The sequence below is a fragment of the Citreicoccus inhibens genome (assembly GCF_019039035.1).
In the GTDB taxonomy this organism is placed as follows: Bacteria; Myxococcota; Myxococcia; order Myxococcales; family Myxococcaceae; genus Citreicoccus; species Citreicoccus inhibens.
In genome coordinates, this window is the sequence record NZ_JAHNZT010000022.1 from 1 (window position 1) to 22688 (window position 22688).

Consider the following 22688-nt stretch of genomic DNA (forward strand, 5'->3'; position numbering starts at 1 on the left):
GCCTGTCGGTGGGCAACTCAAGGAGGGCGGGAGCGTCAGCGAGCTGCTGCTTCCAGTAGGCGAGCTGAGCGTCGAGGACGCCGTCGCGCAGCCACTGCCGCTGCCACACCGCGTAGTCCGCGTACTGGATCGGCAACGGATCCAAGCGAGGCTCGCGCTGCTCATGGAACGCTTCGTAGAGCGCAACCCATTCGCGGACGAGCACGCCCATGGACCAACCGTCGGAGACGATGTGGTGCATCGTCACGAGCAGCACGTGCTCTTGCTCCTCCAGTCGCAGCAATGAGGCGCGGACCAGCGGACTCACAGCGAGATTGAAGGGCCGCATCGCCTCTTCGGTGGCGAGGCGCTGGGCTTCCGCCTGACGCGTGTCCACGGACAGCCGGCTCAGATCATGGCACTCCAGAGACACGCCCACGGTGGTCGCGATGTGCTGAACGGGCTCGCCCTGCTGGACGATGAACGCGGTGCGCAGGCTCTCGTGTCGAGCCACGAGCGCGCGGAAGGCTCGCTCCAGTGCCTGGACATCCAGCTCTCCGAGGACGCGCAGGGCCGCTGGGACGTTGTACGCGGCGTTGCCCGGCTCGAGCTGATCGATGAGCCACAGGCGCTGCTGCGCGAACGACAGCGGCAGCGCCCCCTCACGCGGAACGGCCACGAGCGCCGGGGCGCGCGGCACCAGCGCCCGCCGAGCCTCATCAATGCGTCGCGCGAGCGTGGAGAGAACGGGCGCCTCGAAGACCGAGCGCAACGACAGCTCGACCCCCATCGCTCCTACGATGCGCGACACGAGCTGCGTGGCCAGGAGCGAATGGCCTCCCAGCTCGAAGAAGTGGTCCATCGCGCCGACCTGATCCACGTGCAACACCTCGGCCCAGAGGGTTGCGAGCGCCACTTCGGTAGGTGTCCCCGGTGCGACGTGGACGGCCGTGGGAGCGGCCACGGGCGCGGGAAGCGCCTTGCGATCCACCTTTCCACTCGGCGTCAGCGGCAGGGCGTCCATCAGGACGATGGTCGATGGCACCATGTATTCGGGGAGCTTCTCGTGCAGTCGCTCGCGCAGCATGGCGCTGTCCACGGCATCGGCTCCGCGCACGGCGACATAGGCCACCAGGCGCTTGTCTCCCGCACGGTCCTCGCGCGCGACCACCACCGCCTGCTTCACGGCGGGGTGCTGCTCCAGCGCATTCTCAATCTCTCCCAGCTCGATGCGCAGGCCGCGCACCTTGACCTGGAAGTCGGCGCGGCCCACGTACTCGACGTTGCCATCTGGCAGCCAGCGGGCCACGTCGCCCGTGCGATACAGGCGGGCTCCCGGTGTCTCGCTGAAGGCGTCGGGCACGAAGCGCTCGGCGGTCAGCTCAGGCCGGCCGAGATAGCCCCGGCCCACCTGCACGCCGCCAATGAACAGCTCTCCCGGGACGCCCACGGGCACGGGACGCAGGTTCGCATCCAGCAGGCGGATCTGCGTGTTGGCCACGGGCCGCCCGATGGGCACGGAGCGACGCGCCTGGACCGAGCCATACGTGAACGCCGTGACGTCCACGGCGGCCTCGGTGGGGCCGTAGAGGTTGTGCAGGTCCACCCAGGACAGTTCCTGGAAGCACCGCTCCGCGAGCTCCAATGGGAGCGCCTCGCCGCTGCACACCACGCGTCGCAGCGCCTTGCAGCGCTCCACCGTGGGCTCCTCCAGGAACACCTGGAGCATGGAGGGCACGAAGTGCACCGTGGTGACGACCTCGCGCGCGATGAGCCGCGCGAGATAGCCAGGCTCTTGATGGCCGCCGGGCTTCGCGATCACCAACACCGCTCCAGTCATCAAGGGCCAGAAGAACTCCCAGACAGAGACATCGAAGCTGAACGGGGTCTTCTGGAGGACGACGTCGTCCTCTCTCAATCGATATGTGTCCTGCATCCACAGCAGGCGGTTGACCACGGCCTCATGCGTGTTCATCGCGCCCTTGGGCCGGCCCGTGGAGCCCGAGGTGAAGATGACGTACGCCAGCGAATGCGCGGAGGCGAGGGGGGCGGGCGCGTCATGCGGCCTCGCGGCAATCTCCTCCCAGCCAGTATCCAGACACACCACCCGCGCTGCATGCGGAGGCAGGCGCGACAGCAGCCGCTCCTGCGTGAGGATGACCGGAGGGGTCGCATCCTCGAGCATCCACGTCAGGCGCTGCGCGGGATACTCGGGATCGAGCGGCACGTACGCGCCTCCCGCTTTCAGCGTGGCCAGCAAGGCCACCCCCATCTCCAGCGAGCGCTCGAGGAAGAGGCCGACGCGCACCTCCGGTCCCACCCCGAGCGAACGCAGGTGCCACGCGAGCTGGTTGGCGCGCATGTCCAGCTCGCTGTACGTGAGCCGGGTCCCCTCGAAGACGAGCGCCACCCCATCTGGCGTACGCGCCACCTGGGCTTCGATGCACTGATGCAGGAGCACGTCCCGAGGGAAGTCCGACGCGGCTCCGTTCCAGGCGAGCAGGATCTGTCGGCGCTCGGCGTCATCGAGGAGCGGCAGCTCGGCGACGCTCCGTTCAGGCTGATGGCTGGCGGCCTCCAGGAGCGTGGCGAGGTGTCCGAGCAGGCGGCGGATGGTGGCTGCGTGGAACAGGTCGGTGCTGTACTCGGCGGTGAGGCGCAGGGCGCCGTCGTTCTCGGCGGCGATCAGCGTGAGGTCAAAGCGCGCGGCGCCCCCGTCCACCGGCTGCGTCTCCATGCGAAGCGAAGGGAGCTGGAGCGACGGTAGCGGCGCGTTCTGCAGCACGAACATCACCTGCACGAGCGGCGTGAGGTTCAGGTGCCGCGTGGGTTGCAGCTCCTCCACCAGCTTCTCGAAGGGGATGTCCTGGTGCGCGAACGCCCCGAGCGCGGAGGTGTGCACCCGCTCCATCCACTCCCGGAACGAGGGGGTGCCCGCAATGGAGGCGCGCAGGGCCAGCGTGTTGACGAAGAGGCCGATCAAAGGCTCCGTCTCGGCGCGCGCGCGGCCCGCGATGGGCGTGCCGACGGTGAGGTCGTCTCGCCCCGCATAGCGGTGCAGCAACACGCCGAAGCCGGCCAGCAACACGGAGAAGAGGGTGCGGCCCTCGCTCGTGGCGAGCGCCTTGAGCGCCTGCGTGAGGGCTGGCGACAACGCTCGACTCTCACGCGCGCCCCGCGTGGAGAGCAGCGGGGGGCGCGTCAGGTCCGTGGGCAGCTCCAGCACCGCGTGCGGATCCAACTGGGCCCGCCAGTAGGCGAGCTGCGCCTGGAGGACATCTCCCTGGAGCCACTGCCGCTGCCAGGCCGTGTAGTCGGAGAAGGAGAGGGGCAGCGGCGGCAAGGTCTCGGCCGCGAGCGCGGTGCGGCCCGCCGCGTAGAGCGCCCCCAGCTCTTGGACCAGCACGCCCATGGACCACGCGTCCGTGATGATGTGATGGAGGCACACGAGCAGCAGGTGCTCGGTGTCCGAGGCGCGGAAGAGCACCGTGCGCAGCAGCGGGCCTCGCTCCAGGTCGAACGGTCGGCGCGCTTCGGCGTGGATGTGCCGCCACGCCTCGGCCTCGCGCGCGGCTTCGGGCAGCGCCGACAGGTCCACCACGGGCAGCTCCACCTCGGCGGATGCCGCGATGCGCTGGAGCGGCTTCCCGTCCACCTCGATGAAGGTGGTCCGCAAGGGCTCGTGCCGTCGCACCAGCTCCTGAAGCCCGTGACGCAGCGCCGCCGCGTCGAACGGCCCGGTGAGGCGCACGGCGACCGGCATGTGGAGCGCCGCGTTGCCGGGCGCCAGTCGCTCCTGGAACCACATGCGCTCCTGCGCGAAGGCGGGAGGAACCTGACGGACGGCGGCGTTCTTCTCGCGCAGCAGCTCGGTCAAGCGCGCGCGCTTCTGGGCAGGGGTCAGGGCCATGGGAAGACAGCTCCTTCACGCCACGCGAACGCACCTTTCGCCTGGAAAACGGCTCTGGATGGCTCGATGGGGAAATGTTCAGTATCCAGCGATCCCAGAATAGGACACCTTCCCCCGCCGGTTCGTGGGGTGAGTCCCCACCTCTGGGCCTTGACGCCGTCGATTCCCGACCTCCGACCCCACTCTCTGACATCTGGTAAATTCAAGTGAGTCTGGAATAATGTGCAAATAGCTCAAGATTCGGGTATGGTGCCTCGCCAGTGACCGGGGGCATTCCCGAGGTCGCGAAGAAGGGGGGATTGCCGGAGGTCTCAGCCCTTGAAGGTGTCAGCCACTCCCATCCGCTTCGTGCTGTTTCCCTCGCTGGGCGAGGTGCGTGAGCACGTTCGGGTCGACCTGTTTGGCCGCGCCCTGTCGGAGCGGCTGGGGCGCAAGGTGGTGGTGGAGTTCGCCCCCACCTACGAGTTGCTGGAGTCCGAGCTGGTGGCGGGCCGCGTGGACATGGCGTGGGCCACCGCCGAGCAGTGCACCGCGTTCGAGTCCCGTGGCCGCGCCGTGCTGCGCGCGGTGCGCTCGGGGAGCTGGAGCTACCACTCGTCGCTGGTGTGCCGAGCGGACGAGCCGCTCACCCTGGCGTCGCTGAAGGGCAAGCGCGCCGCGTGGGTGGCGCCTCGGTCCACGGGAGGCCACCTCCTGGCGGTCGCGCATCTGCGCGCGCAGGGGCTGGAGCCGGACACGCTCTTCGCCGAGCAGCGCTTCGTGGGGACGTACCGACGCGCGCTCAACGCCGTGCTCGACGGCGAGGCGGATGTGGCCGCCACGTTCAGCAATCACCCGGACGAGCATGCGATGCGGGCCACGCTGGCCACCTACGTGGGGCGCGACGAGCGGCGGCTGCTGCCGTTCTCCTTCACGGGCGCCACGCTGTCGGACGGCATCATCCTGACGCGGCGCCTGTCCGCCACGGACGCGGCCGCGCTGGAGTCCATCCTCACGCGGATGAACACGGATGGGGCGGGTCTGGAGATGTTGATGGGGCCCTTCCGTGTCGAGGGCTTCGTGCGCTCCGAGGACGGGCGCGTGGTGGCGCCGCCGCGCAGCACGACCCGGAGTGGCGAGTACCTGGTGGCCGAGCTGGATGCGGACACGCGCTGTCGGAGGCTCTGGTCTCCCACGGGGCACGCGTTCGGCCGTGCGCTGAGTGGCGCCGAGGGTTCGTTGCTCGTGGACGCGCTGGGGGATGAGGCGGCCGGGCCCTTGTTGCCGCTCATCCACGCGGTGCTGCGCGGGAGCGCGGGCGGCCGTCAGGACTATCGGCTGGAGGTGGCGGGCGAGACGCGCTCATACGTCGCGGAGGTCACTCCGCATGAGGCCGCGGCCGATGAAGGGCAGGGCCCGCGCCTGGGGCTGCTCGTGCGGGACGTCTCGGGCCTCCGCTCGCTGGAGGATCCGCTGTATCGCCTGGCGTCCTTTCCGTTGCTGCACCCCGAGCCCCTGCTGGAGCTGGGAACGGATGGGGAGCTGCGCTACGCCAACCCCGCCGCCTTCACGGCCTTCCCGGACCTGGTGGCGCGCGGTGACAAGCACCCGCTCGTCTACGCGGCGCTGATGTGGATCTGGCGCGGCGCGCCCGCGGGAGAGCCCGCCCCCACGGTGCATCTGGACGGGCGGTACTGGGAGCTGTCGGTGGCGCAGCTGTGGGATCCACCGGGCCTGCGCGTGTTCTCACGCGATGTGACGCTGCGCAAGCAACTGGAGGCGCGGCTCATCCAGTCGGACCGCCTGTCCGCGCTGGGGTCGCTGGCCGCGGCGGTGGGCCATGAGATGAACAACCCGCTGGCCTTCGTGCTGGCGAACCTCTCATACATGCGCGAGGAGTTGGACCGCCTGAAGGGCTCGCTGCGCGACGGGGGCGGCGCGCGGGCGACGGAGCTGGATGGCGTGATGGAGGCCCTGTCGGACACGCTGGAGGGCGCCACGCGGCTCAAGCACATCGTGCAGGACCTGCGGACGCTCTCGCGCAAGCCGCCCGAGCATCAGGCGCGCGTGGAGGTTCAGCCCGTGCTGGAGCACGCGCTCAAGCTCATCCGGGGTGAGCTCCAGCACCGCGCGCGCTTGGAGCGCGACTTCCACGAGCTGTCCGCCGTGGACGCGGACGAGGCCCGCCTGAGCCAGCTCTTCCTCAACCTGCTGCTCAACGCCATCCACGCGATGGACCCCGCCGACGCGGCGACCAACGTGCTGCGCGTCGCCGCCTATACCGGCCCGGACGGCGAGGTGGTGGTGGAGGTGCAGGACTCCGGCAAGGGCCTGTCGCCCGAGCTGCTCTCGCGCATCTTCGAGCCCTTCGCCACGGCGCGGCCCAACAGCACGGGACTGGGACTGTCGGTGAGCCACGCCATCGCCACGGGGCTGGGTGGCACGCTGCGCGCGGAGAGCCGCGAGGGTCGCGGCACTTTGCTCACCGTGACGCTGCCCGCCGCGGCGCAGCTCGCGGATCCCCGCACCTTGCTCGTGGGGTAGGCGTCCCGCGCGGGACGGGCCTGCTGGCCTGAGCCCGAGTCGCTAGACTGCCGGCATGGCGAGAGGACGGGTCATGCTTCGAGCAGTGCGAGGGTGGATGTTGGGCGTCATCGCGTCGCTGCCGTTGGGCACCGCGGTCGCGGCGCCCACGGTGAAGGCGAAGTCCAGCGCGGGGGCGACCCTGAACGCGCTCATCCAGAGCGAGTGGCAGTACCAGTTGGAGCGCAGCCCCACGTATGCCTCGGTGCTGGGTGACCGTCGCTGGAATGATCGCTGGGACGACCGCAGCCTCGGCGGAATCGAGGCCGACCATCAGCACAGCCTCAAGGTGTTGGCGAAGCTCGACGCGGTGGACCGCAAGCAGCTGAGCGCGCGCGAGCTGCTCGACTATGAGCTGTTCCGCCGCGACTACGAGACGTGGGTGGAGGAGCACCGCTTCAAGTGGTACCTGCTGCCCACGAATCAAATGGGAGGGCTTCCCGAGGGCATCCGCCAGCCGCCGGGCATCCAGACCGCGTACCAGTTCGCGGACACGCTGCGCTTCGACACGGTGAAGGACTACGAGGACTGGATCGCCCGGCTCGGCTCCTTCGGGACCTACGCGGAGCAGGTGACGGCGCTGATGCGCGAGGGCATGCGCGAGCACCGCGTGCATCCGAAGGTCGCGCTCCAGCGCATCCCTCCGCAGCTGGAGAAGCAGCTCGTGGACGAGCCGACGCGCAGCGGCTTCTACGGCCCCTTCACGCGCTTCCCGGCCAGCATCTCCGCCTCGGAGCAGGCGCGGCTCGCCACCGCGGGGAAGGCCGCCATCGCGACCACGGTCCTGCCCGCGCTCCGCCGCTTCCACGCGTTCCTCACGCAAGAGTACATCGCCGCCGCGCCCGAGCAGGTGGGGGCGTGGCAACTCCCCGAGGGCGCGCAGCTCTATGCGTTCATGGCGCGCACGTTCACCACCACGCGCCTGACACCCGAGGAGATCCACGCGCTGGGGCTCTCGGAGGTGCAGCGGCTGCGCGCGGAGATGGAGGTGGTGAAGGTGAAGGCCGGCTTCCAGGGCACGCTGCCGGAGTTCTTCCGCTTCCTGCGCGATGATCCGCGCTTCTACTCGACGACGGGCGAGGACCTGCTGATGCGCTACCGGGCGCTCTCCAAGCGAATCGACCCGCTGCTCGTGAAGCTGTTCAAGACATTTCCGCGCCTGCCCTACGGCGTCGAGGCCACGCCGGACGAGATGGCCCCCGATACGACGACGGGCTTCTACTATCCCGCCGCGTCGGATGGCTCGCGCCCCGGCACGTACCTGGTGAACCTCTACCGCCCGGAGACGCGCCCGCGCTGGGAGATGGTCCCCCTCACGCTGCACGAGGCCGTGCCCGGCCACCACTTCCAGACCTCGCTGGCCGCGGAGCAGGCGTCGCTGCCCGAGTTCCGCCGCTTCGGCTACTACGTCGCGTACGGCGAGGGCTGGGCGCTGTACTGCGAGACGCTCGGTGATGAGCTGGGGTTGTACGAGGACCCGTACGACAAGTTCGGGCAGCTGGCCTACGACATGTGGCGCGCGGTCCGGCTGGTGGTGGACACGGGCATGCACGCCAAGCGGTGGACCCGCCAGCAGGCCATCGACTACTTCCTGGAGAACTCACCGCGCCCGATGCTCGACATCACCAACGAGATTGATCGGTACATCGTCTGGCCGGGCCAGGCGCTGGCCTACAAGGTGGGGCAGCTCAAGATTCGTGAGCTGCGCACGCGCGCGGAGAAGGCGCTGGGCCCCGCGTTCGACGTGCGCGCGTTTCACGACGTGGTGTTGCTCGATGGCTCGCTGCCGCTCGACGTGCTGGAGCGCAAGGTGGAGGCGTGGATCGCCGCGTCCGCCGGTGGCCGCCACATGAACCACTGAGGCGGACCTCCGTCGAAGCAGGGCTCGCTGCGCTGCACCTCGAAACCGAAGCCCTCGTACCAGCTCCGATTCGTGGGCCGAGCCGTTTCGAGGAAGCAGGGCTCGCCTTGCGCATCCACCATCTGGAGGCCCCGGTTCATCAGCCGGGCCCCCAGGCCCTTGCCCTGCGCGCCCGAGTCGATGGCGATGGTGGCCAGGTACCAGTGCTTGGGCGTGTGCGGATGGTAGCGGTCGAGCCGGATGAGCGCCTGGAGCCCCAGCCCCGCGCGCCGCGGGAAGTAGCGCAGCGCCGCGGTGGCGGTGGAGAACATTCCCGCTTGCCGACGGAGGGACTGGGGATAGGCGCCCGGGCGCAGCCATGCGGCGAGTCCCAACAGGCGCTCGCCCTCGACGAGCGCGTGAACCACGCCGTGCTCGAGGCAATCCACGATGGTGGAGTGATAGACGCGCGAGGTCACCACCGCGCGCTTCTGGGCGTCGCTGGGGAACAGCTCGGCGAGCAGCGGATAATCACCGAAGGCCCGTGCGCACAGGGGGCCGACCTGGTCGATGAACTCCGGTGCGAGCTCCTGGAGCATCACGTTCATGATGCCTCATTAAATACGCATGAGGGCTCGCGCCGGCCGCTGGCTTGCCCGCTTCGAGATGTGCCCCGGAGCGCCGGCGAATGTTCACCGGCGGGCTCGGGCCTCTGGCGTCATCGCAGTGCGCTGGGGGTTGGCGCGCTCCCGGCGAGGGCGGCCCCTCAGGCGACGGTTCCACCCGCGTAGAGGCGGCGGTGCTCGCGGATCTCCGCGAGGCGGAACGTGCCGGGCTCGGGCGTCAGGGCCTCGGGCGCGTCGGGCGCCAACCCCATGAGTCGCTCGTACTCCTCCACGCTGACGCGCTCGCGTCGGGCGAGCACGTCCTCCACGCCGGCGCGCGCCATGCGCTCCGCGGCCTTCTCGCCCACGACGCCGGAGTAGAACTCCGCACAGCAGCCGCTGCCGTAGGACAGCAGGCCGATCCGCTGGCCCGCGAGCGTGGCCGCCTCGGCGTCCAGCAGACCCGTCAGGGCGAGGTACAGCGAGGCGGTGTAGACGTTGCCCACGCGCGCGTTGACGTTCAGCGAGCGCGCCACCTGGGCGTCGAAGCTGGCGGCGGACTTGGCCACCGCCTCGCGTGCCTCGGGCGTGTTCGGCCCGGGGCCGACCGCGTCCTCCAAGTCGCACAGCCGCACCTGGGTGTGGGCCTTGCGGGCCATCTTGCAGAAGGGCACGTGGTACGCGATGCGCGCGAGCTGCTCGCTCGGCATCGTGCCGCCCCACCGCACCAGCCCCTGCGCCAGCGCGCGCTCGCGCCAGCCCCGGTACGCGCCCGAGAGCGCGTCCAGGTAGCAGTTGATGGAGTAGTGCCCGTCCACCAGGGCCTCGCGCCGACCCACCGGGCGCCAGAAGTCATACACGTCCACGGTGCACGCGCCGTTGAGCCCCACGTCCATCGCGAGCAGGTCCGGCTGCTCGGAGACGAGCAGCGCCACCGCGCCGCCGCCCTGGGTGGGCTCGCCCGCGGTCTTGATGCCGTAGCGCGCGATGTCCGTGCACACCACCAGCGCCGAGCGGCCCGCGCCCGCGCCCGAGGCGATCCACTCCACCGCGGCCATCAGGCCCGCCGTGCCGCCGTAGCAGGCGTGCTGCGCGTCGAAGCTGCGCATGGCGCGCGGCAGCTTGAGCAGGCCGTGCACGTGCGAGGCGATGGGCTTCGAGTGGTCCACGCCCGTCTCGGTGCCCACCACGAGCATGCCCAGCTTCGCGGGGTCCACGTCCTGCTGCTTGAGCAGCCGGGCCGCCGCCGTGGCGGCCAGCGCCACCGCGTCCTCGCCCGGATCGTTCACGGCCATCTCACGTGCGCCAAGGCCCGCGGTGTACTTGGCGGGATCCACGCCGCGCGCTCGCGCCAGGTCCTCGATGTCCACGTACCGGCGCGGGACCGCGATGGCCAGCGCCTCGATTCCAACCCGCTTCTTCATAGGTGAACTCCGTAGAAAGTCCTGTGTTGCTTCACGCCTGGGGCGGCACCAGCACCAGCCGGCCCGCGACCTCGCGGTTCTCCAACCGGAAGTGCGCGCGAGAGGCATCCGCCAGCGGCACCGTCTCCGACACGAACGGACGAATCTTCCCCGCCGCCGTCAGCCGCAGCGCCTCGTCCAACTCGTCGCGCGTGGTCGCGTAGGCGCCGAGGATCTCCAGCTCCTTCACGATGACGAGTCCGGGGTTGAGGTTCACCACGCCCGACTCCAGGTTTCCCACCACCGCCACGCGACCGCCCGGCGCCATGGCCTTCATCGTCTGGTCGAAGGTGGCGCTGCCCACGATTTCAATCGCCACGTCCACGCCGTTGCCCTGCGTGCGCTTGCGGACCTCGGACGCGAAGTCCAGCCCGCGCGAGACGATGACCTCGTCGGCGCCCGCTTCGCGCAGCGCCTGCACCTTGGCCTCGCCAGAGGTGATGGCGATGACGCGCGCGCCGTCCACCTTGGCGAGTTGCACCGAGGACAGGCCCACGCCGCCGCTGGCGCCGGTGATGAGCACCGTCTCGCCTGCCTGGATGCGCGCGCGCGTGCGCAGCGTGTGCACCGCCGTGCCGGTGGTGCAGCACACCGTGGCGGCCTCGGCCCAGGGCAGGCCTTCCGGCACGCGGCCCAGGCCCGCCACCGGCGCGACCATGAACTGCGCGTAGCCACCCTGAAGCTCTTCGCCGAAGAAGCGGTTGTCGCGCTTGCAGAGGCTGTTGCGGCCGGCGCGGCAGAGCGCGCACTCGCCACAGGACAGGCGCTGGAGCGTGGCGGCGCGATCGCCCACCTTCCATCCCGGCGTGTCGGGGCCGACGTCCACGACCTCGCCCGCGGCCTCGTGGCCGAGGATGGCGGGGACGTGCGTGCGCGGCAGGTTGCCTCGGCGGTTGATGACGTCGTGGTAGCAGACGCCGCACGCGTGCACCCGCAGCAGCACTTCACCGCGTCCCGGGCTGGGGACCGGGACGTTCTCAAGGCGCAGGTTTCCTGCATCGCCGAACTGGCGAAGGACAACGGCTTCCATCTTCGTGCCTCTCTGGTGAGTAACGGGTATGCGGGCGCTTCAGGCCCCCACGAGCGAGTCGCGGAGGTTGCGCGGATCCAACGCGCGGATGGCCGACAGGGTGCGCGAGTCGGGGAGCGGGGTGACGGGCAGCGCGTCCGGCACGGTGAACTCGAAGCCGGTGCGCTCGGCGATGGTCTCCACCTGCGCCCACGGGTGGCGGGCCAGCAGCTTCGCGCCGTCGCCGCCCAGCTCGAACACGCCCAGGTCGGAGATGAGCCGCACGGGCCGGCGCGGATCCCGCGTGGTGGCCACCTGCACCTCGGGCACCAGGTTGCGTCGCGACTGCCGAGGGATGAGCAGCACCGGCCGGCGCACCCACTGCCGCAGCGTCGCCGCGCCCGCCACGCCCGGGAACTTGCTGCGCGGACGCTCCAGGCTGCCGGAGGCCGTCATGTTGGTGCGGCCCGCGGCATCCACCTCGGCCGCGCCGAAGAAGACGGTGTCCACGCGCCCGCGCCGCGCATGGTCGAAGAGGTCCGGAATGGACACCTCCGCCGAGCGGCCATCCAGGTAGCCCAGGTCCTCGGACGAGGGGAACAGCGAGGGCAGGTCGGGATCCAACGAGCCCACACAGGCGATGTACGTGAGCCCCGGCGCGTGCGTCGCCTTCGCCACCGCGATGGCGAGGATGGGCAGGGGGGAGGCCACGCCCGTGGCGACCACCGCGTCCTCTTCAATCTCCCGCGCCAGCAACGAGACGACCGTCTCCGCAGGCGTCGCATCCATCATCAAGGCCGTCATGCCGCGCTCCGGGTGGTCCGCATCGCTTGGAGGAACTCCTGCTCCTGGCCGTGCTCGGCGAGCGCCAGGTAGCGCGCGAGGGCCTCGTCGTCGTGCGGGTACAGGCCCGTGCACCCGGTGGGCAGCGCGCCGCCTTGGGCGAGCGCCACGCGCTCCACCTGGAAGCCGGGGATCGTCACGCGGGGCAGGCGCTCCACGCGCTCCTCCGCGGTGGCGATGACTCTCCGAGCCGCGCCCGCCACCAGCAGGTCCGTGGTGGGGTCCTCGATGAAGAGGTTGCCGCGCTCATCCGCCGCGCGGGCGTGGATGAGCGCCACGTCCGGGTAGTACGCGGGCTCCACCGGGACACTCTCGCCGGTGAACGGATCCACCACGCGCAGCGGCGGCTCCGCGTCCGCGAGCGCGGACACATCCGAGTCCGGCGCGGGCAGGAACGGCACGCCCATGGACGCCGCGCGCAGCCGCTGCACGATGCGGTAACCGTCATGCTCGCGCCACGCGACGGTGCCCTGTTCGATGGCGCGCTTCAGGCACGGCATGGGGCGCACGCGGCCCGCGAGGCTCAGCGCGCCGAAGGGCAGCTCCACGCGCGCCAGACATCCGCCGGCCATGAGGAACTCGGCGGGCAGGGGGTTGGGAAGCGAGATGAGGCTCAGGCCGCGCTTGCCCTGGGCGATGAGCTCCATCACCAGCGCCATGGGCGCACGGCCCAACATGAAGCCTCCGGTGGCGAGCGAAGCGCCGTCCGGGATGGAGGCCACGGCCTCCGTCAGCGAGCACCAGCGAGGCGACTTCACGACGCGTCCCCCGTGGCGGTGCGCGGCACCACGCGAAGCGGCGCGACCCCGGAGTCCGGAGCGGGGGCGGAGGCCTGCGCGAAGAGCCCGGGCAGCAGCAGGTCCACCATCCCGTCGGCGATCTGGTCGTCCGTCAGCCGGCCGTCCGGCTTGAACCACTTGTAGACCCAGAGAATCATCCCCAGGAACGAGAACGCCGCCACCGTGGGGTCCACCGGGCGGATGAGGCCCTGGCGCGTGGCCTCGGCGAAGGCCTCCTCCAGGAACCGCACGTAGCGCTTCTTGCGCCGGTCGATGAACTCGCGGGGCTCGCCGGTGAGGGTGGCGTGCTCGTGGAGGATGATGATGACCTCCTTGCTGCACCCGCGCGTCACCAGGTGGATGTTGTGGCGCATGCACCCGCGCAGGCGCTCCAGCGGGTCCGCCACGTCCTGCACGTGCGCGAGGACCTGCTCCTCGAACACGTCCATCCCGTAGTTCATGATGGCGAAGAGCAGCTGCTCCTTGTTCTGGATGTGGTGGTAGAGCCCCGCCTTGGTCATCCGGCACGCGGCGGCGATCTCCTGCATCGACGTGCCCTCGTACCCGCGTTCGCAGATGAGGCGCGCCGCCGTCTCCAGGATGGCCCGGTACCGCTCCCCCTCATCTGGCCTGCGCCCCGACTGCGTCATGTGCGTGTCCTCCACTCCCACCGGGCGCTTGCCCCGTGGTGACCAACCGACCGGTAGGTTACCGACCGGTAGGTAGCACTGGCTGACGCGGGCCGTCAACGTCCCAATCCGGTGACCTGTCGCCCTGGAAACGGGAGGGCAGGCGAGCGGGGTGGTGCGGATAGGCTGCGCGTTCCATGCGGTCGGCGCTGATTCCCGTGTTGCTGTTGTGCGTGGCGCTCACCAGCGTGGGGGCGGGAGTGTTCACCGTCTTGCAGCGCAACCGGGCCGCGCTGGTGCACCAGCTCGCGGTGGAGCGGCGCACCCAGCTCGAGGAGGCGACGCGCGGGGTGGCCGAGGCGCTGGAGGACGTGGGCGACAAGCTGCGCTTCGCTGGGGAGTTGATGTCCCAGCCGGGAAGTGCCGCCGAGCACAAGCGCGAGCTGCGGGCGCTCCTGGAGGCCGTGGGCCAGTACCGGGCCATCGCGACGTATGACGGGGCCGGCACGGAGAAGCTGCGGCTGGTGGATCGGCGCGCGGATGCGCTGGTGAGCCGGGGGGCCTACTTCGCCGGCATGGCGGACACGGCGCGGCGCGCCCTCCAGCGGCCTCCGGGCGATGTCACCACGTCCGCGTCGCTGGAAGGGGACGCGGGGCGCCTGCGGGTGCTCGCCACGGCGCTGCCCGCCCCCGAGGGAAGGCCCCAGGGCGCGGTGGCCGTGCTGGTGGACACCGCGGCGTTCTTCGCGCCGCTGCGCCTCGTCTCGTCGGATCCGGACGCGCGCCTGCTGCTGGTGGGCACGCATGGCCTGCCCACGTCGTCGAGCGATCCCTCGCTGGCGGATGGGTTCCGCCGGGTGGTGGAGGGAGACGCAGGTGTGCCTGCCTTCGCGGCGCTGGTGACGCGCCTGCGCGCGGGTGAGCGCGGCACGGTGCAGCTCAGCGAGCGAGAGGCGGAGAAGCTGGGCCTGGGCCGCGCGGACGCCGTCGCCGTCTTCACGCCCATCCGCATGCGGGGCGGCACCACCTGGACCGCGGCCATGCTCGTGTCCACCGCGACGTTGCGCACGCATGAGCGAGGACTCGTGCTGCGCCTGGCGTTGGCGGCGGCGCTCGTCTCGCTCTTCCTGGTGGCCTTCGCGGTCTACGTGGTGCGCGCGCAGCGCCGCTCCGCCGCCTTGCGCGAGAGCCGCCGACACGCGGCGCAGCTCGCGCACCTGCACGACAAGACGCAGAAGATCCTCGACAACATCCCCACCGGAGTCCTGGCGCTGTCAGCCGATGGCCGCATCAGCACCGTCAATCAGGCGCTGCGCTCGCGCATGCCTCCCATCGCCACGGGCTCTCCGCTGGAGGCGGCATTCCCCCAGGCGCCCGAGCCCATGCTGGAGCGGCTGCGCGCGCTCGTGCGAGCCGCCACGGGCGAGTCCCGGCCCCGCAGCCTGTTGGGCGAGCCGCTGTCGCTCTTTGGCGAGGAGGCGCCGTACAACGTGCACGCGGTGCCGCTGGAGGTGAGCGACCCCGAGGTGCGCGTGCTGTTGGTGGTGGAGGACCTGAGCGACGTGCGCGCGCTGGAGACGCAGCTGCTGCGCGCCGAGAAGCTCGCGACCGTGGGCGTGCTCGCCGCGGGCATCGCGCATGAGATTGGCACCCCGCTGGGCGTGGTGCGCGGCCGGGCCGAGTACGTGTTGGGCAAGCTGGGCGCGGAGCACCCCCAGTCCCCGGGGGTGGCGGTCATCATCGAGCAGATTGATCGCGTGAGCCGCACGCTGCGCCAGCTCCTGGACTTCTCGCGGCTGCGGCCCGCGATGCTCCGCCCCGTGGCGCTGGGGCCCATCGCGCGCGATGTCCACGAGCTGCTCCGCGTGGAGGCCGAGCGCCGCCAGCTGCACCTGGAGCTGGAGGTGCCCGAGGCGCTGCCCGCCCTGGCCGCGGATCCGGATCAACTCCAGCAGGTGCTGGTGAACCTGGCGCTCAACGCCTGTGACGCCTGCGCGGCGGGCGGGACGGTGCGGGTGTCCGCGTCCGTGCCGGATGGCGCGGATGCGGGGCCGTGGGGGCTGGTGGCGCTGCGCGTGAATGACAACGGCTGTGGCATCCCCCGGGAGAGCCTCAACCAGGTGTTCGATCCCTTCTTCACGACGAAGAAGCGCGGACAGGGCACGGGGCTGGGGCTCACCATGGTGGCCCACGTCGTGAGAAACCATGGGGGCCGCGTGGAGCTGGAGAGCGAGCCGGGCCGGGGCACGCAGGTCAGCGTCTTCTGGCCCGCCGCGCGGCCGCCTGATACCGAGGAACGACATGCCGTCTGAACAGCGCATCCTGGTCGTGGACGACCACGTGGAAATGGGTCGCATGCTCCAGGAGCCGCTCCAGGACGCGGGCTACCGCGTGGAGCTGGCGACCGGCGGCGCCGAGGCGCTCAAGCTGCTGCGCTCGCGTCCCTATGACGCCGTGCTGTCCGACCTGCGCATGGCCCAGGTGGACGGCCTGGATGTGCTGGATGGCGCGCACGCGGTGGACCCCGAGCTGCCCGTGCTGCTGATGACGGCCTTTGGCGGCGTGGAGAGCGCGGTCGAGGCCATGCGTCGCGGGGCCTACCACTACTTCACCAAGCCCTTCCGGTTGGACGAGGTGCTGCTGTACCTGCGGCGCGCGCTGGAGGACCGCCAGCTGCGCGCGGAGCACCGGGCCCTGAAGCAGGCCTCCACCGAGCGCCGGGGCGTGGGCGCGCTGGTGGGCAAGGGGGCCGCGATGCGGGGGCTGTACGCGCTCCTGGACCGCGTGGCGCACGCGAGCGCGCCAGTGCTGCTGCGGGGCGAGAGCGGCAGCGGCAAGGAACTGGTCGCCCGGGCGCTCCATTCGGAAGGTGAGCGCGCGGCGGGCCCCTTCGTGGCAGTCAACTGCACGGCGCTGCCGGCGCAGCTCCTGGAAAGCGAGCTGTTCGGCCACCTCAAGGGCGCCTTCACCGGGGCCACCGCGGCGCGGCGCGGCCTCTTCGTGGAGGCCGACAGCGGCACGCTGTTCCTGGACGAGATTGGCGACATGCCCACCGAGCTGCAGGCCCGTCTCTTGCGCGTCCTGGAGAACGGCGAGGTGCGCGCGGTGGGCTCCGACACCAGCCGCACCGTGGACGTGCGCATCGTCGCCGCCACGCACCAGGACCTGGAGACGCGGGTGCGCGAAGGTCGCTTCCGCGCCGACCTGTTCTACCGGCTCAACGTCGTCACGCTGCGCGTTCCCCCGCTGCGGGAGCGCAAGGAGGACATCCCGCTCCTGGTGGAGCACTTCATCGCGCGCTCGCGCGCCCGCAACCCGCGCTCTCGCGTGGCGACCTTCTCACCCGAGGTCGTGGCGCTGCTGGGCGCCCAGTCCTGGCCCGGCAACGTGCGCGAGCTGGAGAACCTGGTGGAGCGGCTGGTGGTGCTCGTGCCTCAGGACACGGTGGACGTGGACACGCTGCGCCTGCACGCCCCCTCGGCGGGGCCCGAGTCCCATCCCCTCGCTGTCGCCCAGGACGAGCTGTGGCCCCTGCGCCGCCTGGAGGGGGAGTACATCGCTTGGATGGTGGCGCGCTGCGGCGGGAACAAGACGCGCGCCGCCGAGGTGCTCGGCATCGATGTCTCCACCATCCACCGCCGAGAGCGGGAAAAAGGGGAGGGCGTGGGGGGCCGGTAGGCGTGGCCGCCGCTCGTCCGGGCGGGTCGATGAGGGTGCAATCTCATGCAGCCACGTCCCGTCGTGGCGGAAGGCAGACCTGTCATGCGTTTTCGTTCGCTCGCGGTCCTCGTCGTGGGGGCGGTGTTGGCGGTTGGCTGTGGAAAGGACCCCGTGGGGACGTCCTCCTCGGTGGGCATCAACCTGAAGTCGAAGGCCAGCGACATCAACAGCGGCACCATCGAGCAGGACAAGAGCATCACCTCGGAGTCGAGCAATCCCTATGGCGCGTTCGTCAATGACGCGCGCGCGAAGCTGGATGGGCACGACCCCTCGCGCATCACGGTGTCCTCGCTGACGCTGCTGCTGGGGGCCCAGTCCTCCGGCGTCACGACCCTGGAGCAGGTGTTCTCGGGCAAGGTCGAGGTCCTCTTCGTGATGAACGACACGAACCACAGCTTCCCGGTGGGCAGCATCCAGGCCCCCACGGGAAGCGGCCCCGTGCCCCTCACCGTTACCTTCGACTCGGACAGCATGGGCACCGACGACCGCGCCAAGCTGCTCAACGGAAGCTTCAAGACGGTCATCCGCGGCCCGGCCACCGCGGGCTTCTCGTCCAACAGCTCGGCGGTCGCGGACCTCCAGCTCACCTTCGTCTTCGAGGCGTTCGAGTAGGTCACCCTGGCAAAGCACCACGCCTGCCCTGGCGGAATGCCAGGGTGGGCGGGGGCCTGAGCCTGTTGGTCCGACGGCGAGGCTCCGGGCACGAGGGTTGCTGTACCCCGGCCCGTGGAGCCCGCCCGCAGCGCCCGCGCCCTCTTGCTGGGCGCGGATGACTCACTTGCAGCCCTGATGTCGGATGTCCTCGCGGACCTGGGCATCGCCCTGGCCCCGAGCGAGGAGCCGGCTGGGGGCGGGTGGGACGTGGTGCTCGCGCATGTGGAGAGGGGGGCGGCCATCCTCCCCGTCCTGCAGCGAGCGCGCGCCCAGGCGGCCCAGGCCCCGGTGCTCATCCTCGTGCCCTTCTCGGATGAGCGGCTCGTGCAGCTCGCGCTCCGGCTCGGGGCGCGAGGGTGCTTCGCGCTGGGGAGCCCCTTGCAGGAGCTGCGCGACATGTTGCGCGCAGAACTTCCCGTCCTCACTCCGTCCCCATCCGGAGGCGCACCGTGATTGAACACACCGCCGTTCCCGTGTTTCCCGCCCTGCCATCTCCCGAGCGTCGTGTCGCGCCCGTCGCGGAGCGCGCCGAGGTCCCGCTGTTCCAGGCCCTGGAACTGCGCGTGACCTCGGAGCGGCTCGTGGTGCAGGGCCGTGCCTGGATGCTGGGGGAGGTCTGCCGGGTGGAGGCCGTGCGCCGCTCGCCGCGCATGTGGCCCCTGCTGGTGGCGATGATCTTCTGCGGCACGGTGGCGCTCCCCCTGGTCGTGATGCTGGGGCGCTGGGAGTGGGTGGCGGCCAGCACGCTGGACGCCGCGCGAGTCCTCGTCGCGCTGACGTTCTTCTCGTCGCTCGCGCGCCTGTTGCTCGCGGAGGACACCTATTCGCTGGTGCTCACGCTGCCGGGAGGCGCGCGCTCGGTGTTCAGCAGTCGGGACTCGCAGCTCGTCACGCGCCTGGCCGCCGCGGTGGACGAGGCCCTGGCGAACCGCGGTCACCACTGAGGCGTGAGGCTCAGCGGCCCTGGCGCTCGGCTTCCAGTCGCTCGTAGGCGGAGCGCAGGTGGCGCTCGGTCTGCGCTCGCGCTTCGGGCGTGAGGCCCCGTGCCTTCTCGTCGCGGTTCTCCTCGAAGGGGAGCACGGGGTTCTTCGCGTCCCGTCCCGCGACCTCGCGCAGGTGCTGGCGCTCGTCGGCGGTGAGCTTCAAGTCGAACAGCTCCGGCAGGAGGTCCGCCGCGGACGCGTGAAGTTGAGTGAAGTCGACCAGCCGGGCGGGGGCGTCGCGACGGTGCTGGAAGGCGCGGAGCCCTGCTTCGCAGATGCGGGCCAGCATCCGCGCGCCGTACTCGTCCAGGGACGTCGTGGGCATTCCCGCGGCTTCGCGCGGTGCAAGCCCCAGCGCGCCGGGCAGCATGTGCGCGCCTCGATGCCTCGCGTGCGAGGCCATCACCTCCAGCGGCTCCCGATAGAGGAACACCCAAGGCACGCCGGGGAACGCTCGCTGGAACAGCGGCAGCTCCAGCGCATGCCACGCATCCAGCTTGAGGAACACCGCCTCCTCGTCGGGATGGCGCCGCTGCCCGAGCGCCGCGACCACTGCCTGGAGCCAGGTGATTCGCTGCGCGTCCGTGAGGCCGGGCAGCTCGCGGTGCGCGCGCAGCACGGTGTCCACCGGCCCCGCCTCGGAGAGGACGACATGGCGGGGCAGCGCCGCGAGGAGCTGGGCGAGGAGCGTCGAGCCACATCGGGACATGTGGAACACGAGCCCGCGCACTGGCAGGCCGGGGCGGATGCGTTGACGCTCGACCAGCGCGTCGATGGACGTCCGGTGTTGGAAGAGCAGGGCGAAGGGATGGCGCAGCCGGTCCTCGACGGTCTGGTCGAAGAACGGCGCCGTGAAGCGCTCCGGGCCCAGGTGGCACCAGTCCACCTCGAGTCCTCCCGCGTCCCCGTGGACGCGGATGGGGACCCAGGACTCGTCGAGCGGTGGCGCGGTGGCCTCCGGGCTCATATCCACCGCTCTCGCCAGGTGCGGCGCGCGGCGTCCAGGGCGTCTCTCAGGTCCGACTCGGTGAGCGCACAGCCCTGCTCCGCGCTCAGGCGTTGGGCGAGCACGAGGAACGTGGCGAGGTCTGGCGTGGCTTGCAGGGCGCTCTGAAGCGTGGGGTCTTCCAGGACGCGCGCGCGAAAGCGCTCGAAGGCCTCACGCGACACGGAGGCTCTCGGCGCGGGCCTGCTCGAAGATGCCTCGCAGCCAGTCATCCACGACGCAGTCGAGCACCAGATGCACGCGGTCCGTGTCGCTCGGGTTGTCCACGCGATGGGGGAGGTTGAGATCCAGGTACCAGCACTCACCGGGGAGCAGGCGCACGCGCTGCCCCGCGACGAAGAAGGCCACGTCCGGGTGCGTGACGATGGGGACGTGCAGGCGCACCTCGCCATCATCGAAGCCGAGGTTGTAGTCGGTGTGCTCGCGGATGTGCGCGCCCGCCGCGAGCTTGAGCAGCCGCGCCGAACCAATGGGGCAGGAGAACGCGGCGAGGACGTCCTGGAACGCCGGACAGCTGGCCAGCAGCGGCGTGTCTTCGTAGCGCTCCAGGCCGGTGGGATCCGGGTAGAGGGCCTGGGCGGAGCCCGCCACCGCGCGCAGGGGCACGCCGCTCCACTCTCCCTCGTAGTTCATCGTGTTGAAGTGGCGAACCCAGGTCCCCGCGGGGAGGCTCGCGAGGTCCGCCTGGAGCCGAGCCACGTCGAACTGGAACGGCAAGCGCAAGCGGTCCGGCATCGTGCGCGACGACGACATGAGGCGGCGCTCCTTCCCGGGCGTGCCCGGCGTCCTCGCGTTCTACACCGGGCCGGCCCGCGCGGGCCATGGGCGGGTGCTCAGTCCGCCGAGCGCCCGCGCCGCTCCGCCTTCGCCTTGGCCAGCGCCGTCTGCGCGCGCGCCAGCGTGCCTTGCGGATCCTCCTCGCCGTTGAGGCTCACCGCGGCCGACACGAGCCCAGGCCCTCCGGGCGCATCGTGGAGCTGTTGCCGCACCGCCTCGGTGCCCACCGCGTCCACGCCGGGCAGGGCGAGCAGCAGCGTGCCTCCCTCCCAGCGCACGCCGAAGGCGGGCGCCTGACACAGCGCCTCCGCGCGCCGCGCGACGTCTCGCAGCGCCGCGTCTCCCGCATCGAAGCCTCGCGCCGCGTTCAGCCGGCCCAGGCCCGCGAGGTCCACGAGCACCACGCTGATGGGGAGGCCCTCGCGACGGCACCGGCCCATCTCCTTGAGCAGGCGCTCTTCGCCGGCGCGGCGTTGCGCCAGCCCTGTCAGCGCATCCACCCGGAGCAGGCGCTCGCGCTCCTCGCGCAGCCCGTGAGGCGCCGCCGCGTCCACCAGCGACAACAGCTGCGCCACGCCGCCCGGGACGAGGAAGGGCCGCGCCACCCAGCGCACCACGCGCGGTTGGGGGCGCTCCAGGGCCAGCGTCAGGTGCAGGCCGCGCGAGGACTCGGACGCCAGGTCGAGCTGTCGCACCGTCGCGCTGGGATCCGAGGTGAGGTCCGCCACGTGACGGCACAGCGCCTCGAAGCCCATGCCCACCAGGCGCTCCGCCGGCAGCCCCAGCAGCTCGGCCAGCGCCGAGTTGGCCGCGTAGGGCTTGCGTCCCGGCCCCACGAGGAGCGCGGGCACGTCCAGCGCCTGCACCGCGCCGCGCACCAGCGCGAGCGCCGTGGCCTGGGTGAGCGGTGGATCCGCGCGCGCGGGGGCCGCGTCGGTGGGGCGTGAGCGCGTGCTCCGAGACTCCAAGTCCCCCGCCACGCGCGCCGCCAGCTCGCGCAGCGCCGCGAGGTCCTCCGGTCCGAGCGTCAGCGGGCGCGTGTCCAGGACGCACAGCGTGCCCAGCACCACGCCTTGCGCGGTGACGAGGGGCGCGCCCGCGAAGCTGCCGAGGACCCCCTCGCGCACCAGGGGCTGGTCGCGGAACACGGGGTGGCGGGGCGCGTCCGAGACCACCATGGCCTCGCGGCCCTGCACCGCTTGATGACAGACGGACCAGTCGCGCGGCGCGCCGCGTTCCCGCGACAGACTCGCGGGCAGGTCCACGTGCGCCTTGAACCACTGGTGCTTGCCCAGCACGAGCGTCAGCAGCGCCACGGGAACACCGAAGGCGTGGGCCACCTCGGTGACCAGCTCCTGGAGGTGCTCCTCCGGAGGCAGGTCATCCTCCATCCGCAGGGCCTCGAGGCGGGCGCGCTGTCCGGTGAGGTCCTCGGACGCACCTTCGGGTGAGGGCGGCTCGGTGGAGCGGGGCCCTCCCGTCAAGGCGTGGCGCACTGCCTCCCGCACGGAGTCCAGCGGCGCCCGGCGCCCGAGCAGCCCGTGGATTCCGAGCGAGTCCTTGAGCTGCCACGCACGCACGCGCAGCTCGTCGAAGGCGGTGACGACCACCGCGGCGGTGTCCATCGCGTCCGAGCGCTCCCGCAGCCACGTCAGCAGCGCGAAGCCATCCAGGCGGGGCAGGGCGAGGTCCGTCACCAACAGGGTCGGGGCGCCGCGCTGCTGGATGGCCTCGCGGGCCTCCTCGCCGTCGCGCGCCACGTGGCCCTCCAAGCCCTCGGCGGTGACGAGCGAGAGGAGGCTGGCGGCGCGATGAGGATCCGGTTCGGCGATGAGGGCGTAGCGCGCCATGGGCTCCTGTCCTGCTTCCACGGACATCGGACTGCTTCGCGACTTCCCCGCCGCTCGCGACGAGCGGTGGGGGGCTCGA

The 22688-nt window shown here is 71.3% G+C and carries 18 protein-coding genes; 7 read left to right on the forward strand and 11 right to left on the reverse strand.

What is annotated here, in order from left to right:
- A partial coding sequence (locus tag KRR26_RS23195; RefSeq protein WP_236069081.1) for an amino acid adenylation domain-containing protein occupies positions 1-3889 on the reverse strand: 3889 nt, incomplete at its 3' end.
- A gap of 324 nt (positions 3890-4213) precedes the next feature.
- Here KRR26_RS23195 and KRR26_RS23200 point away from each other — a divergent pair.
- Entirely contained in the window at positions 4214-6412 is a 2199-nt protein-coding gene (locus tag KRR26_RS23200) for a sensor histidine kinase (RefSeq protein ID WP_233576752.1), read from the forward strand.
- Positions 6413-6485: 73 nt separating this feature from the next.
- Positions 6486-8312, forward strand: a complete 1827-nt coding sequence (locus KRR26_RS23205; RefSeq protein ID WP_217080856.1) for a DUF885 domain-containing protein — start codon at positions 6486-6488, stop codon at positions 8310-8312.
- Here the strand turns inward: KRR26_RS23205 and KRR26_RS23210 are convergent.
- The 6 genes from KRR26_RS23210 to KRR26_RS23235 all read right to left on the reverse strand — a co-directional run bounded on the left by KRR26_RS23210 (position 8207) and on the right by KRR26_RS23235 (position 13640).
- Positions 8207-8899 (reverse strand): GNAT family N-acetyltransferase, encoded by a 693-nt coding sequence (locus tag KRR26_RS23210; RefSeq protein ID WP_120203521.1) that lies wholly within the window; start codon positions 8897-8899, stop codon positions 8207-8209. The two genes, KRR26_RS23205 and KRR26_RS23210, sit on opposite strands and share 106 nt — an antisense overlap.
- A gap of 158 nt (positions 8900-9057) precedes the next feature.
- On the reverse strand, positions 9058-10320 hold the full coding sequence (locus tag KRR26_RS23215; protein ID WP_217080857.1) for a hydroxymethylglutaryl-CoA synthase family protein: 1263 nt from the start codon (positions 10318-10320) through the stop codon (positions 9058-9060).
- A gap of 31 nt (positions 10321-10351) precedes the next feature.
- Positions 10352-11389, reverse strand: coding sequence for an alcohol dehydrogenase catalytic domain-containing protein (locus KRR26_RS23220; RefSeq protein ID WP_217080858.1), 1038 nt, complete (start codon positions 11387-11389; stop codon positions 10352-10354).
- A gap of 39 nt (positions 11390-11428) precedes the next feature.
- On the reverse strand, positions 11429-12172 hold the full coding sequence (locus KRR26_RS23225) for a CoA-transferase subunit beta (protein WP_120203526.1): 744 nt from the start codon (positions 12170-12172) through the stop codon (positions 11429-11431).
- Positions 12169-12969 (reverse strand): CoA transferase subunit A, encoded by an 801-nt coding sequence (locus KRR26_RS23230; protein WP_120203528.1) that lies wholly within the window; start codon positions 12967-12969, stop codon positions 12169-12171. Before KRR26_RS23230 ends, KRR26_RS23225 begins: the two co-directional genes overlap by 4 nt.
- Positions 12966-13640: a TetR/AcrR family transcriptional regulator gene (locus KRR26_RS23235; protein WP_120203529.1), complete on the reverse strand. Its 675-nt coding sequence runs from the start codon at positions 13638-13640 to the stop codon at positions 12966-12968. The genes KRR26_RS23230 and KRR26_RS23235 overlap by 4 nt, the downstream gene beginning before the upstream one ends.
- 176 nt (positions 13641-13816) lie before the next feature.
- Between KRR26_RS23235 and KRR26_RS23240 the strand changes: the two genes are divergently transcribed.
- The 5 genes from KRR26_RS23240 to KRR26_RS23260 all read left to right on the forward strand — a co-directional run bounded on the left by KRR26_RS23240 (position 13817) and on the right by KRR26_RS23260 (position 18937).
- On the forward strand, positions 13817-15931 hold the full coding sequence (locus KRR26_RS23240; protein WP_217080859.1) for a two-component system sensor histidine kinase NtrB: 2115 nt from the start codon (positions 13817-13819) through the stop codon (positions 15929-15931).
- A complete protein-coding gene (locus tag KRR26_RS23245; protein ID WP_120203533.1) occupies positions 15921-17297 on the forward strand; it encodes a sigma-54-dependent transcriptional regulator in 1377 nt (458 codons plus the stop codon). The genes KRR26_RS23240 and KRR26_RS23245 overlap by 11 nt, the downstream gene beginning before the upstream one ends.
- Positions 17298-17381: 84 nt before the next feature.
- Entirely contained in the window at positions 17382-17951 is a 570-nt protein-coding gene (locus tag KRR26_RS23250; protein ID WP_217080860.1) for a hypothetical protein, read from the forward strand.
- Between the two features lie 177 nt (positions 17952-18128).
- Complete coding sequence (locus KRR26_RS23255; RefSeq protein ID WP_236069083.1) at positions 18129-18446, forward strand: DNA-binding response regulator; 318 nt, start codon at positions 18129-18131, stop codon at positions 18444-18446.
- Positions 18443-18937: a DUF6232 family protein gene (locus KRR26_RS23260; RefSeq protein ID WP_217080861.1), complete on the forward strand. Its 495-nt coding sequence runs from the start codon at positions 18443-18445 to the stop codon at positions 18935-18937. Before KRR26_RS23255 ends, KRR26_RS23260 begins: the two co-directional genes overlap by 4 nt.
- A gap of 10 nt (positions 18938-18947) precedes the next feature.
- Here KRR26_RS23260 and KRR26_RS23265 read toward each other — a convergent pair whose 3' ends face one another.
- From KRR26_RS23265 to KRR26_RS23280, 4 genes are all read right to left on the reverse strand, one after another.
- The gene (locus tag KRR26_RS23265) at positions 18948-19943 is read right to left on the reverse strand and encodes a sulfotransferase family protein (protein ID WP_217080862.1); all 996 of its coding nucleotides are present in this window, start codon (positions 19941-19943) and stop codon (positions 18948-18950) included.
- Complete coding sequence (locus tag KRR26_RS23270) at positions 19940-20146, reverse strand: Nif11-like leader peptide family natural product precursor (protein ID WP_120203540.1); 207 nt, start codon at positions 20144-20146, stop codon at positions 19940-19942. Before KRR26_RS23270 ends, KRR26_RS23265 begins: the two co-directional genes overlap by 4 nt.
- The gene (locus KRR26_RS23275; protein ID WP_236069085.1) at positions 20136-20735 is read right to left on the reverse strand and encodes an aspartyl/asparaginyl beta-hydroxylase domain-containing protein; all 600 of its coding nucleotides are present in this window, start codon (positions 20733-20735) and stop codon (positions 20136-20138) included. Before KRR26_RS23275 ends, KRR26_RS23270 begins: the two co-directional genes overlap by 11 nt.
- An 80-nt stretch (positions 20736-20815) precedes the next feature.
- Complete coding sequence (locus KRR26_RS23280) at positions 20816-22609, reverse strand: diguanylate cyclase domain-containing protein (protein ID WP_217080863.1); 1794 nt, start codon at positions 22607-22609, stop codon at positions 20816-20818.
- Positions 22610-22688 lie beyond the last annotated feature (79 nt).

Bases quoted from the DNA above. Each gene is read 5' to 3' on its own strand.
- KRR26_RS23210 (WP_120203521.1), bottom strand. From the start codon at position 8,899: ATGAACGTGATGCTCCAGGAGCTCGCACCGGAGTTCATCGACCAGGTC.
- KRR26_RS23225 (WP_120203526.1), bottom strand. From the start codon at position 12,172: ATGACGGCCTTGATGATGGATGCGACGCCTGCGGAGACGGTCGTCTCG.
- KRR26_RS23205 (WP_217080856.1), top strand. From the start codon at position 6,486: ATGCTTCGAGCAGTGCGAGGGTGGATGTTGGGCGTCATCGCGTCGCTG.
- KRR26_RS23280 (WP_217080863.1), bottom strand. From the start codon at position 22,609: ATGGCGCGCTACGCCCTCATCGCCGAACCGGATCCTCATCGCGCCGCC.
- KRR26_RS23255 (WP_236069083.1), top strand. From the start codon at position 18,129: ATGTCGGATGTCCTCGCGGACCTGGGCATCGCCCTGGCCCCGAGCGAG.
- KRR26_RS23235 (WP_120203529.1), bottom strand. From the start codon at position 13,640: ATGACGCAGTCGGGGCGCAGGCCAGATGAGGGGGAGCGGTACCGGGCC.
- KRR26_RS23245 (WP_120203533.1), top strand. From the start codon at position 15,921: ATGCCGTCTGAACAGCGCATCCTGGTCGTGGACGACCACGTGGAAATG.
- KRR26_RS23240 (WP_217080859.1), top strand. From the start codon at position 13,817: ATGCGGTCGGCGCTGATTCCCGTGTTGCTGTTGTGCGTGGCGCTCACC.
- KRR26_RS23275 (WP_236069085.1), bottom strand. From the start codon at position 20,735: ATGTCGTCGTCGCGCACGATGCCGGACCGCTTGCGCTTGCCGTTCCAG.
- KRR26_RS23220 (WP_217080858.1), bottom strand. From the start codon at position 11,389: ATGGAAGCCGTTGTCCTTCGCCAGTTCGGCGATGCAGGAAACCTGCGC.
- KRR26_RS23265 (WP_217080862.1), bottom strand. From the start codon at position 19,943: ATGAGCCCGGAGGCCACCGCGCCACCGCTCGACGAGTCCTGGGTCCCC.
- KRR26_RS23215 (WP_217080857.1), bottom strand. From the start codon at position 10,320: ATGAAGAAGCGGGTTGGAATCGAGGCGCTGGCCATCGCGGTCCCGCGC.
- KRR26_RS23250 (WP_217080860.1), top strand. From the start codon at position 17,382: ATGCGTTTTCGTTCGCTCGCGGTCCTCGTCGTGGGGGCGGTGTTGGCG.